General features: G+C 61.1%; 10 protein-coding genes. 1 reads left to right on the top strand and 9 read right to left on the bottom strand.

Annotated features, from left to right (window positions below; genetic code table 11):
* Nucleotides 1–68: 68 nt before the first annotated feature.
* The 9 genes from msrQ to mrcB all read right to left on the bottom strand — a co-directional run bounded on the left by msrQ (nt 69) and on the right by mrcB (nt 9,960).
* Nucleotides 69–680 carry a protein-methionine-sulfoxide reductase heme-binding subunit MsrQ gene (msrQ, locus tag MJ643_RS26835; protein WP_013974253.1) on the bottom strand — a complete coding sequence of 204 codons (612 nt, stop codon included), beginning with the start codon at nt 678–680 and terminating at the stop codon, nt 69–71.
* Nucleotides 680–1,693 (bottom strand): protein-methionine-sulfoxide reductase catalytic subunit MsrP, encoded by a 1,014-nt coding sequence (gene msrP / locus MJ643_RS26830; RefSeq protein ID WP_015271833.1) that lies wholly within the window; start codon nt 1,691–1,693, stop codon nt 680–682. The genes msrQ and msrP overlap by 1 nt, the downstream gene beginning before the upstream one ends.
* Before the next feature lie 79 nt (nt 1,694–1,772).
* Nucleotides 1,773–2,624 (bottom strand): CDP-diacylglycerol--serine O-phosphatidyltransferase, encoded by an 852-nt coding sequence (gene pssA / locus MJ643_RS26825; RefSeq protein WP_009685387.1) that lies wholly within the window; start codon nt 2,622–2,624, stop codon nt 1,773–1,775.
* Between the two features lie 150 nt (nt 2,625–2,774).
* The gene (gene ilvC, locus MJ643_RS26820) at nt 2,775–3,791 is read right to left on the bottom strand and encodes a ketol-acid reductoisomerase (protein WP_013974255.1); all 1,017 of its coding nucleotides are present in this window, start codon (nt 3,789–3,791) and stop codon (nt 2,775–2,777) included.
* Between the two features lie 55 nt (nt 3,792–3,846).
* On the bottom strand, nt 3,847–4,338 hold the full coding sequence (gene ilvN / locus MJ643_RS26815; RefSeq protein WP_003250040.1) for an acetolactate synthase small subunit: 492 nt from the start codon (nt 4,336–4,338) through the stop codon (nt 3,847–3,849).
* A gap of 1 nt (nt 4,339) precedes the next feature.
* Nucleotides 4,340–6,064: an acetolactate synthase 3 large subunit gene (locus tag MJ643_RS26810; RefSeq protein WP_015271834.1), complete on the bottom strand. Its 1,725-nt coding sequence runs from the start codon at nt 6,062–6,064 to the stop codon at nt 4,340–4,342.
* Nucleotides 6,065–6,472: 408 nt separating this feature from the next.
* Nucleotides 6,473–6,805: a YqcC family protein gene (locus MJ643_RS26805; protein ID WP_031324603.1), complete on the bottom strand. Its 333-nt coding sequence runs from the start codon at nt 6,803–6,805 to the stop codon at nt 6,473–6,475.
* Nucleotides 6,805–7,623: a tetratricopeptide repeat protein gene (locus MJ643_RS26800; protein WP_039615235.1), complete on the bottom strand. Its 819-nt coding sequence runs from the start codon at nt 7,621–7,623 to the stop codon at nt 6,805–6,807. The genes MJ643_RS26805 and MJ643_RS26800 overlap by 1 nt, the downstream gene beginning before the upstream one ends.
* Before the next feature lie 15 nt (nt 7,624–7,638).
* Nucleotides 7,639–9,960: a penicillin-binding protein 1B gene (gene mrcB, locus MJ643_RS26795; protein WP_038410152.1), complete on the bottom strand. Its 2,322-nt coding sequence runs from the start codon at nt 9,958–9,960 to the stop codon at nt 7,639–7,641.
* A 116-nt stretch (nt 9,961–10,076) separates the two neighbouring features.
* Between mrcB and MJ643_RS26790 the strand changes: the two genes are divergently transcribed.
* A complete protein-coding gene (locus tag MJ643_RS26790) occupies nt 10,077–11,639 on the top strand; it encodes a bifunctional aminoglycoside phosphotransferase/ATP-binding protein (protein ID WP_023661649.1) in 1,563 nt (520 codons plus the stop codon).
* Nucleotides 11,640–11,641: the final 2 nt, after the last annotated feature.

Below are 11,641 nucleotides of genomic sequence, written 5' to 3'. Positions count from 1 at the left end.
AGTGGGGCGCATTATAAGGGGATTCGAGAGGGCGTCAACCTTTAATTTCAAGAAATTGAAGTAAACGCTCAAACCACCCTCCCCTGCCTCCGACCAACCCTGGGCAGCACCCGCGAAACCGCGGGAACCCGCAACACCATCAACACAGCCCCAATAACCGCATAGATAGCCCACTCCCGCAGATCCGAGCGCACGATCCACAAGAAATGCAGCAACCCCAACCCAAGTATCACGTACACCAACCGGTGCAGCTTCTTCCAACGCACACCCAGGCGCCGCTGGCTATACCGATTCGAGGTAACCGCCAGGGCCAGCAATCCAAGAAACCCAAGCGCACCCACAATTATGTATGGCCGCTTGCGCAACTCCACCGCCAACTGCCCCCAGTCCAGCCCAAGGATAAAGAACAGGTAAGCCAGGATGTGCAGCACGATATAGGCAAACACCCATAACCCCAGTTGCCGGCGCACCACGATCCAGCCCGACCATCCCGTCAGCTTCTGCAGCGGCGTCATGCCCAAGGTAACCAGCAGGAAGGTCAGCGCCCCGAGCCCAAGCCGGTCCATCATGATCTTTCCGGGATCAGGCCCTAGCAGATTCATCGCCGCCTCATACAACCACCAGACTGGGAACAGGCATCCCACGATGAAGATGGCCAGACGAAACCAGGGGTAACGCATCAGTAGTTCTTCCGCAGATCAAGCCCGGTATACAGCGACGCCACTTCATCGGCATAGCCATTGAACATCTGGGTTTCCCGCACATTGGGACTGAACAGCCCGCTGGGCAGCCGCCGTTCACGCGCCTGGCTCCAACGCGGGTGGTCGACCGTCGGGTTCACATTGGCATAGAACCCATATTCATCCGGCGCCAGCCCTTCCCAGGTGGTGCCCGGCTGCTCCGCCACCAGACTGATACGCACAATCGACTTGATGCTCTTGAAGCCATACTTCCACGGCACCACCAGCCGCAACGGTGCGCCATTCTGGTTGGGCAGCTCCCGGCCATACATCCCGACCGCCAGGATCGCTAAAGGATGCATTGCCTCATCCAGGCGCAAGCCTTCTCTATAAGGCCAGTCGATCAAGGCGAACCCCGAACGCTGCCCCGGCATGTGCTCCGGGTCTTTCAGGGTTTCGAAGCGCACATAACGTGCCTTGGATGTCGGCTCGACCTGCTTGAGCACCTGCGCCAACGGGAAGCCCAGCCACGGAATGACCATCGACCACGCCTCCACGCACCGCAGCCGGTAGATGCGCTCCTCGAGCTGGTACGGTTTGACGAAGTCCTCCAGCGCATAGCGGCCGGGCTTACCCACTTCGCCATCGACCACAACGCTCCACGGTTCGGTCTTCAGGCTGTCGCCATTGGCCGCCGGGTCACCCTTGTCGGGCCCGAACTCGTAGAAGTTGTTGTAGTGGGTGGCATCCTTGAACGGCGTGATTGCCTCACCCTTGACCGTTACTGCCTGCCATCGGGTAGCTGCGAGCTTTTCATTGAACCAGCCAGGCGCCCTGCCCGCCTCGACATCGGCGTAACGGCTGGCTTCAGCTGCGCGCGCCATGCTCGGCAAAGCGCCCAAGGCCAGGCCAGCCAACGAGCCACCCAGCAGGGTACGACGGGAGAGGTAGATGCCTTCGGGGGTGATCTCCGACGCTTTGCACTCGGAAGACCTAGGAAGCTTGATGAGCATGAGCGGCTCCACAGCACTGGATAACGGATGTACCAGTAAGACTATGGAGCCGGCGGGTTATTCCAGCATTAAATGATTGTCACGCTTTGCGACGGCGTGACTTCAGCAGGAACTGAATCGGGCCCGAAGCCGCATAGGCGAGGAAGATCAGCAGCAGGATACGCGGCGGGTCGCTGAACACCACGGCAAACACCAGCACCACGGCCAGGATAGCCACGAACGGCACACGCCCCTTCAGGTCCAGCTCCTTGAAGCTGTTGTACTTGATGTTGCTGACCATCAGCATGCCGGCAGCAGCCACCAGCAGCGCCACCAGGAACGACAGCTTGGAGCCCTGGATGCCGTAGTCGCTGAACGCCCACACGGTACCCGCGACCACACCCGCAGCAGCAGGACTGGCAAGGCCGATGAAGTAGCGCTTGTCGGCGGTGCCGACCTGGGTATTGAAGCGTGCCAGGCGCAGTGCTGCACCGGCCACATAGATGAAGGCAACCATCCAGCCAACCTTGCCCATGTCACCCAGCGCCCAGCCAAAGGCCAGCAAGGCCGGAGCGACACCAAAGGCAACCATGTCCGACAGTGAGTCGTACTCGGCACCAAAGGCGCTCTGTGTATTGGTCATGCGCGCGACACGGCCATCCAGGCCGTCGAGCACCATGGCCACGAAGATGGCGATCGCAGCGAAGGCAAAGTACTTGCTCGCCTCGCGCGGGTCACCGGCACTCAGGGCGCTCTGCGCGCTCATCGAGCTGATGATGGAATAGAAACCGGCAAACAGGTTGGCGGTGGTAAACAGGTTGGGCAGCAGGTAGATGCCACGATGGCGTACCTTGCGCCCTTCGGCGTCATGCCCTTCTTCAACGTGCTCATCGACAGGTAGCAGGCTTTCGGCGTCGGAGGGCTTGTTCGGCTCTTCGGGACGTTCGCTCATGGAGGGTACCTTGCAACAGGATGGAAAATGTTCGACACGGACCTGCAAAACAGGTTCTGACGGCAGGCCACTGGTCTGCTTTATACCAGAAGCTGACTGTCAGAACGAAAAAACGCGGCCGAAGCCGCGTTTTTCATCTTTCGATAAGACTTAGTTCTTGGTCTTGTCGACGATTTTGTTAGCCGAGATCCACGGCATCATCGAGCGCAGCTGCTCGCCGATGATCTCGATGCCGTGAGCGGCGTTGTTGCGGCGCTTGGCGGTCATCGATGGGTAGTTGGTAGCACCTTCGGAGATGAACATCTTCGCGTACTCGCCGTCCTGGATGCGCTTCAGGGCATTGCGCATGGCCTTGCGGGATTCTTCGTTGATGACTTCCGGGCCGGTTACGTACTCACCGTACTCGGCGTTGTTGGAGATCGAGTAGTTCATGTTGGCGATGCCGCCTTCGTACATGAGGTCAACGATCAGCTTCAGTTCGTGCAGGCACTCGAAGTAGGCCATTTCCGGCGCGTAGCCAGCTTCGACCAGGGTTTCGAAACCGGCCTTGACCAGCTCGACGGTACCGCCACACAGAACAGCCTGCTCACCGAACAGGTCGGTTTCGGTCTCGTCCTTGAAGGTGGTTTCGATGATGCCGGTACGGCCGCCGCCTACGCCCGAAGCGTACGACAGGGCAACATTCTTGGCGTTGCCGGAGGCGTCCTGGTAGATGGCGATCAGGTCAGGGATACCGCCGCCCTTGACGAACTCGGAACGAACGGTGTGGCCCGGGGCCTTCGGCGCGATCATGATCACGTCGAGGTCGGCACGTGGAACAACCTGGTTGTAGTGGATCGAGAAGCCATGGGAGAAGGCCAGGGTAGCGCCCTTCTTGATGTTCGGCTCGATTTCCTGCTTGTACAGTTGGCCCTGGAATTCGTCCGGGGTCAGGATCATGACCAGGTCGGCAGCAGCGACGGCAGAGGCAACGTCGGTCACTTTCAGGCCATGGGCTTCTGCCTTGGCAACGGTGGCCGAACCTTTACGCAGACCGATGGTGACATCTACACCGGAGTCCTTCAGGTTGCACGCCTGAGCGTGGCCCTGGGAACCGTAACCGATGATGGCGACTTTCTTACCCTGGATGATGGAAAGGTCGCAGTCTTTATCGTAGAAAACTTTCATGAAAATACCCCTGGTTATATCTCGGCCCCTGCGGAGCCATCGCTAATTTTTGAATTTAGATGCTGAGCACTTTGTCGCCACGGGCAATGCCGGTAACGCCGCTGCGCACGGTTTCGAGAATCGATGCAGTGCCGATCGCCTGGATGAAGCTGTCCAGTTTGTCGCTGGTGCCGCTCAGCTGCACGGTGTACACGCTGGCAGTCACATCGACGATCTGGCCACGGAAGATATCCGTGGTGCGCTTGATCTCGGCGCGCTGGGCACCGGTGGCCTTGACCTTGACCAGCATCAGTTCACGCTCGATGTGAGCGCTTTCCGACAGGTCGACGAGCTTGACCACTTCGACCAGCTTGTTCAGGTTCTTGGTGATCTGTTCGATCACTTCGTCATGGCCAACGGTGGTCAGCGTCAGACGCGACAGGGTCGGGTCTTCGGTCGGCGCCACGGTCAGGCTTTCAATGTTGTAGTTACGCTGGGAGAACAGGCCGACCACGCGGGACAACGCACCTGGTTCGTTTTCCAGCAGCAGGGAGATGATGTGCCGCATATCAGGTACGCTCCGTCTTGCTCAGCCACATGTCACGCATCGAGCCATCCTTGATCTGCATCGGATAGACGTGCTCACTGCGGTCAACCGCGATGTCGATGAACACCAGGCGGTCCTTCATCGCAAACGCTTCTTCCAGCTTCGGCTTGAGGTCCTTCAGGCTGGTGATGCGGATACCCACATGGCCATAGGCCTCGGCCAGCTTGATGAAGTCAGGCAGCGACTCGACGTACGAGTGCGAGTGACGACCGTTGTAGGCCATGTCCTGCCACTGACGGACCATGCCCAACACACCGTTGTTCAGGTTGACGATCTTCACCGGCAGGCCGTACTGCATGCAGGTGGACAGCTCCTGGATGTTCATCTGGATGCTGCCTTCGCCGGTCACGCAGGCCACGTCCTGGTCCGGGAAGTTGAGCTTGACGCCCATCGCCGCCGGGAAGCCGAAGCCCATGGTGCCCAGGCCACCGGAGTTGATCCAGCGGTTCGGCTTGTTGAAGCGGTAGTACTGCGCCGCGAACATTTGGTGCTGACCCACGTCGGAGGTGACGAAGGCATCGCCATTGGTCACTTCGCACAGGGTCTCGATGACTTTCTGCGGCTTGATGACATTGCCGTCGCCCTTGTCGTAAGGGAACAGCTCGCCATTGCCACGCCATTCGTCGATCTGCTTCCACCAGGCATCCAGCGCCGCCTTGTCAGGCTGCTCGCCGATTTCCTTGAGGATGCCGAGCATTTCGCTGAGCACGCTGTCGACCGGGCCGACGATCGGCACGTCAGCCTTGATCATCTTGGAGATCGACGCCGGGTCGATGTCGATATGGATGATCTTGGCGTTCGGGCAGAACTTGGCCGGGCCGTTGACCACGCGGTCGTCAAAACGGGCACCGACGGCGAAGATGACGTCGGCATGGTGCATGGCCATGTTGGCAGTAAAGCTGCCGTGCATGCCGAGCATGCCGAGGAACTGGCGGTCGGTACCCGGGAAGCCACCCAGACCCATCAGGGTATTGGTGACCGGCAGGTTGAGCGACTTGGCGATTTCGGTCAGGGCTTCGGAGCCACCACCGAGGATCACGCCGCCACCGGAGTAGACGATCGGGCGCTTGGCCGCCAGCAGCATCTCTGCAGCCTTGCGGATCTGGCCGGAGTGGCCGCGTACCGCTGGGCTATAGGAGCGCAGCTTGACCTTTTTCGGGTAGACGTATTCGAACTTCTCGGCCGGGTTGGTCATATCTTTTGGAATGTCGACCACGACCGGACCTGGGCGACCGGATTGCGCCAGGTAGAATGCTTTTTTCAGAACTTCGGGGATTTCGCTGGCATGTTTGATCATGAAGCTGTGCTTCACGATCGGCCGCGAAATACCGATCATGTCGGTTTCCTGGAAGGCATCGGTACCCACCATGGTGCTAGGCACCTGGCCGGACAGGATGACCATCGGAATCGAATCCATGTAGGCGGTGGCAATACCGGTAATGGCATTGGTCGCGCCCGGGCCGGAGGTTACCAGCACCACGCCGGCCTTGCCGGTGGCGCGGGCGTAGCCGTCCGCCATATGGGTAGCTGCCTGCTCATGACGAACCAGGATGTGCTCGACTTCCGGTTCCTTGAACAGCGCGTCGTAAACATGCAGGAGAGCACCACCAGGGTACCCGTAGATGTGCTTAACGCCTTCGTCACGCAAGAAGCGGACGACCATCTCAGCGCCAGATAAAAGCTCCACGTTGTTCACCTCTAAAACGCCAGAATACCGCCCTCACTGGACGGGTCTTAATAGGTTTACTGCCAAGCAGAGCATGAGCGAACGTCAGCACTGACTGAGCAAGTATTGGGAGCGCCCCAGAGTGTTGCGGGGTTTTCCCACCCAGCGCGAGGTAACGCGTTGCGGGGTGTAACAGGTCGGCGCGGGTGTGCGCCTCATGATCTGCTTAGCGGGTCTGCTTCTGGCAGTCCCTCTACAGCGGAGATTGGATTCTTCTGATTCGGCGCCAACAAGTCAAGAAAAATTATTGCCAATTTTTCCCCAAGATGAATTCTTGCCACCACTAAAAATCGCTTCAGCAGCAGAATAAATAAGATTTCCACAAAAAAGGGCCACAATCTGCGGCCCTTGAAGGAAAAACTGAAGAAATCAGGCGGAAGGAGCAATCAATTGGTCAAATGCTGCCAACAGGCGGCGTAGCTCACGACTTTGCTCTGGCCGGTCGGTAAATACCGTTTCAGCCATTACCAGGATGCCGGACGCATTGGGCAGCGGGTGGCCCAACTCGATGATGATCTTCATGCGCGGCAGGAAGATCCATTGGAGCCACTGCTCGAAACTGAGGGTATCGACTGCGAAAGGCACCGTACTGGCCAGTGCCTCATCGCTTGGCGGCTCGTCATCCCACCAGCCTTGCACCTGCAGCTCACGTTCGATCAGCAGCAGGTGGTCGGCAACATCCAGAATGCGCTGCTCGATCATCACGAATTGACCCGTGCCTTTTGCCGGGCCAGTGCGGCACCAGCGCTGTCACCCTGCTTCTCGCGGGCCTGGGCGATGGTGTTCCACAGCTCGGCCTGCAGGCTCGGGCGGCCATTGGCGTAAGTCAGGGCACGACGCGCCAACTGCTCGGCCTGCGGTGCATCACCTTGCGACAGGCGTACTTGGGCCAGACGGTACAGTACCTGCGGCTCGCGCGGGGCAATGCGCTGAGCACGCTCCAGGCTCGATGCGGCACCGTTGAAGTCACCGCTGCCCTGCTGGGTCTTCGCGGTGGTCAGCAGCGCCAGCACCGGGCCGTCCAGCTGCTCGTCGGCCGACAGGCCACCGGTAGCAGCACCGCTACGCGGAATACCGGTTGGCGCGCTGGTGCTTTGCGGGGCGCTGTTCATCGCCGCGATGTCGAAGGGTTCGTCGGCGATCGGGTTCGGATTGGTGGTCATTGGTGCCGAAGTGACCGGCCCAGTGGTAATTGGGCCTGGGGTGATCGGCCCCGGGGTAATCGGCGAGGTGCTGATTGGCGCCGCGCCATTGGCCGCCGGGAACGTCTGGATGCCCGAAGCGCCAGCGCCCTGCGGGATCATCACGGTCACGCCGGAGTCTTCAGGCAGCGTTTGAGCCTGCGCGGTACCCGCGTTATAGCCACCCGCAGAGCGATTGGCCGTCACGCGTTCGCTGTTGGACACCCGGGTGCTCGAGTCGACCACCGGAATATTGCCGCGCGGGACGCTGGCGCACCCCTGGAGCACAGCCAGCGCCGTCACGGCAGGAAACAGCCACTTGTTCACGTCACACCTCATCAATGCAGCCTGTGCTTAATTCATCCAGCCCTTGACCCAGTCCATGACCGATTCAACTGGATCCTGCTCGCCGCCGCAGGTCGCGCCGGCGGGCGGTTCACTCCCGCGAATATACGGCATCTGCACCGCTCCCGGACAGCTGCCATCAGACCCATGGCCACTGTACGGGTCAATCCAGGCCTGCACCACGTTGTCCGGTTGCGGCATGTCCAGCGGCAGCGGGTCGGCCTTCTTCATGAAGCTGGTCCACACCTGCAGGGCGCCGGTAGCACCAGTAAATGGCGTCTTGCCGTTGTCGTCACGCCCCATCCATACCACGGCCAGCAGGTCCTGGCTGAACCCGGAGAACCAGCTGTCGCGCGAATCGTTACTGGTGCCGGTCTTGCCCGCCAGGGTGAGATTGCGCGGCAAAGTGTTGTACACCGAGCGGCCGGTGCCTTCGCGCATCACCCGCTGCATGGCGTTCTGCACCAGGTAGATAGCCCCCGGGTCGAAGGTTTGCTGGATCTGGAACGGGTAGCGTTTTAGCGGCTCGCCCTCGGCGGTGAGCACGCTGCGGATACCGCGCATCGGGGTATTGAAGCCGCCGTTGGCGATGGTCTGGTACATCGTCGCGACCTGCATTGGCGACATGCCGCCGGCACCCAGCAGCATGGCCGGGAAGGCTGGCCAGTCAACGTTCACTCCCAGCCGGCCAATGGTCTTGATCACGTTGGGCACACCCACTTCCAGGCCGATCTTGGCAGTCGACAGGTTGTAGGAGTTGGCCAGCCCCTGGTACAGGTAGATGGTGCCATGCGGGCGACGATCGTAGTTCTGCGGGCGCCAGACCTGGCCGTCGGCACCTTTGACCGAGAACGGCTCGTCCTGCACCCAACTGGTCAAGGTGTACTTGGTCGGTTGTTCCAGCGCGGTCAGGTACACCGCCGGCTTGACCAGCGAACCGATCGGCCGCACGGCATCAATGGCGCGGTTGAAGCCGGCGAAGCCGGCCTGGCGGCTGCCGATAAGCGCCTGCACCTCACCGGTTTCCGGATTGGTCACGACCATCGCCGACTCAACCTCGTCCGCCCCCTTGCGCCCCGCGAGGCGCTTGAAGGTCTCGCTCATCGAGGTTTCGGCCTTCATCTGCAGGATCGGGTCGAAGCTGGTGAAGATGCGCAGGCCTTCTTCGGTCAAGTCTTCATCGCGGTAGTCCTGGCGCAGCTGACGCTTGACCAGGTCGAGGAAGGCCGGGAACGAGCTGTCTGCCAGGCTGCCGCGCTTGGTCACGCCCAGCGGCATCTTCTTCGCTGCATCGACTTCTGCCTGGCTGGCCACGCCCTGCTCGGCCACCAGGTCGAGCACCAGGTTGCGGCGGGCCAGGGCGCGGTCCGGATAGCGACGCGGGTTGTAGTAGGACGGCCCCTTGACCATGCCCACCAGCAAAGCGATCTGGTGCAACTTCAGCTCCGACAGCGGTTGGCTGAAGAAGAACTGGCTGGCGAGGCCGAAGCCGTGCACCGCACGCTGACCATCCTGGCCGACGAACACCTCGTTGAGGTAGGCCTCGAGGATCTCGCGCTTGTCGTAGTGCAGCTCCAGCAATACGGCCATCATCGCCTCGGTCAGCTTGCGGCTGAGGCTGCGCTCGCTGGTGAGGTAGAAGTTCTTCACCAACTGCTGGGTCAGGGTGCTGCCACCCTGGCGCATGGAACCTGCCGAGGTATTGACCCACATGGCTCGGGCGATGGACTTGGGCGACACCCCGAAGTGGCTGTAGAAATCGCGGTCTTCCGTCGCCACCAGGGTTTCGAGCAGGTACGGCGGTACCTGGTCGATCTTGATCAGGATGCGGTCTTCGAGGTTTTTCGGGTAGATGCCGCCGATCATCAGCGGCTCCAGGCGCACTACGTCGAGCGTCTTGCCGTTGGCGCCGGAAAGGCCTGCCACGTAATCGCCGGAGAAGCGCACACGCACGAACTGCGCCGGCTCCATGCCCTCGTAGAACTGGAAGCCACGGGTATTGAGCTCGACGGTGTTGCCGTTGACTGCCGCCGCTCCCGGCCCGTTGGCCGCGCTTTCACGCCGGTAGCCGAGCGCGTCCAGCTCGGTGAGGAAGTCGTTCTTGCTCAGTTTCTGGCCGGTGAACAGCTCCAGCGGCCGGGCATACACCTTGGCCGGGATGGTCCAGCGCTTGCCGGAAAACTTTTCCTGGACAACGGCATCGAGGTAAACCGCGAAGCCGGCGACTAACACCAGGCCGACCAGGCTGAGCTTCAAAGCCCAGCCCAGCCAGGCGCGGGAGCGGCCGGTCGGGCGTTTCTGAGGGGTACGGGGATTTCGAGTTCGGGTCATGGCGGCGGATTATACGCACTTTATAAAGGCTGGGCAGACGCCCCCGGCGGTAGGCAGGGACGGCACCATTGACCATAATGGCGCATTCGAATTCCCTGCCCCCGGAAGGATTTCCCGTGAGCCAAGCCCTTATCACTGCGTTGCAGAACCCAGCCCTGTACCCTCACCCCGTGGATGGGTTCCAGCTCATCGAGACGCATATCTCCTGGGTCCTGCTCACCGGCGAGTATGCCTACAAGATCAAGAAGCCGATGAACTTCGGCTTCCTCGACTTCACCGGCCTGGACCAGCGCCGGCATTTCTGTAACGAAGAATTGCGCCTGAACCAGCGCCTGACCGATGGCCTGTACCTTGAAGTGTTGCCGATCACCGGTAGCGTCGACGCGCCGCAGATCGGCGGTGAAGGCGAAGCCATCGAGTACGTGCTGAAGATGCGCCAGTTCCCGCAGGGGCAGATGCTCAACACCCTGCAGGCCAATGGCGAACTGAACGCCGCGCACATCGACCAGATGGCCCGGCAGATCGCCGAGTTCCACCTGCAGGCCCCACGCGTGCCGGTGGAGCACCCACTGGGCACGCCGGACAGCGTGATGGCACCTGTGGAGCAGAACTTCGAGCAGATTCGCCCGTTCCTCAGCGACAAGGCCGACCTGCAGCAACTCGACGCCCTGCAGGCCTGGGCACGCAGCAGCTTCGAGCGCCTGCATGGCCTGCTGGAAAAGCGCAAGGCCAATGGTTTCATCCGTGAATGCCACGGTGACATCCACCTGGGCAACGCCACCCTGATCGACGGCAAGGTGGTGATCTTCGACTGCATCGAGTTCAACGAACCGTTCCGCCTGACCGATGTGTACGCCGATACCGGCTTCCTGGCCATGGACCTGGAAGACCGCGGCCTGAAATGCCTGGCCCGCCGCTTCATCAGCCAGTACCTGGAACTGACCGGCGACTACGAAGGCCTGGAACTGCTCAACTTCTACAAAGCCTACCGCGCGCTGGTACGGGCCAAGGTTGCACTGTTCAGCATGCCAGCCGATGCCGATGGCGTGCAGCGCGCCACCACTCTTCGCACCTACCGCAACTATGCCAACCTGGCAGAAAGCTACAGCGCCATCCCGTCGCGCCTGCTGGCCATTACCCACGGTGTTTCGGCTGTGGGCAAAAGCCACGTGGCCATGCGCATGGTCGAAGCCCTTGGCGCCGTCCGCGTGCGTTCGGATGTGGAGCGCAAGCGCCTGTTCGGTGAACAGCAGCAGGCTGAGGCTGGCCAGCTGAGTACCGGCATCTATGATCAGGACGCCAGTGTCGCGACCTACCAGCGCCTGCACGAGGTGGCAGCGACCGTACTGCGGGCCGGCTTCCCGGTGGTGCTGGATGCCACCTACCTCAAACGTGATCAGCGCCAGGCCGCAGCGGACATCGCCAGCCAGACGGGCGTGCCGTTCCTGATCCTCGACTGCCATGCGCCGGATGCGGTCATCGCCAGCTGGCTGGAGCAGCGCCAGGCAGAAAATACCGACCCGTCGGATGCCACCCTGGAAGTGGTCAAAGCCCAGCAGGCCAGTCGTGAGCCACTGGATGCACAGGAACTGGTGCAGAGCACCCGCGTCGATACCCAGAGCGCCGGGAGCATGGACCAGGTGATCGAGCAGATTCGCCAGCGCTTGCCTGGGCTGTAAGG

The organism is Pseudomonas sp. PNPG3, from assembly GCF_023093815.1.
Lineage (GTDB): Bacteria > Pseudomonadota > Gammaproteobacteria > Pseudomonadales > Pseudomonadaceae > Aquipseudomonas > Aquipseudomonas asiatica.
The sequence above is the reverse complement of the archived record's forward strand: the minus strand, read 5'-3'. Positions and strand labels throughout refer to the sequence as shown.

Bases quoted from the DNA above. Each gene is read 5' to 3' on its own strand.
- msrQ (WP_013974253.1), bottom strand. From the start codon at position 680: ATGCGTTACCCCTGGTTTCGTCTGGCCATCTTCATCGTGGGATGCCTG.
- msrP (WP_015271833.1), bottom strand. From the start codon at position 1,693: ATGCTCATCAAGCTTCCTAGGTCTTCCGAGTGCAAAGCGTCGGAGATC.
- pssA (WP_009685387.1), bottom strand. From the start codon at position 2,624: ATGAGCGAACGTCCCGAAGAGCCGAACAAGCCCTCCGACGCCGAAAGC.
- ilvC (WP_013974255.1), bottom strand. From the start codon at position 3,791: ATGAAAGTTTTCTACGATAAAGACTGCGACCTTTCCATCATCCAGGGT.
- ilvN (WP_003250040.1), bottom strand. From the start codon at position 4,338: ATGCGGCACATCATCTCCCTGCTGCTGGAAAACGAACCAGGTGCGTTG.
- MJ643_RS26805 (WP_031324603.1), bottom strand. From the start codon at position 6,805: ATGATCGAGCAGCGCATTCTGGATGTTGCCGACCACCTGCTGCTGATC.
- MJ643_RS26800 (WP_039615235.1), bottom strand. From the start codon at position 7,623: ATGAGGTGTGACGTGAACAAGTGGCTGTTTCCTGCCGTGACGGCGCTG.
- mrcB (WP_038410152.1), bottom strand. From the start codon at position 9,960: ATGACCCGAACTCGAAATCCCCGTACCCCTCAGAAACGCCCGACCGGC.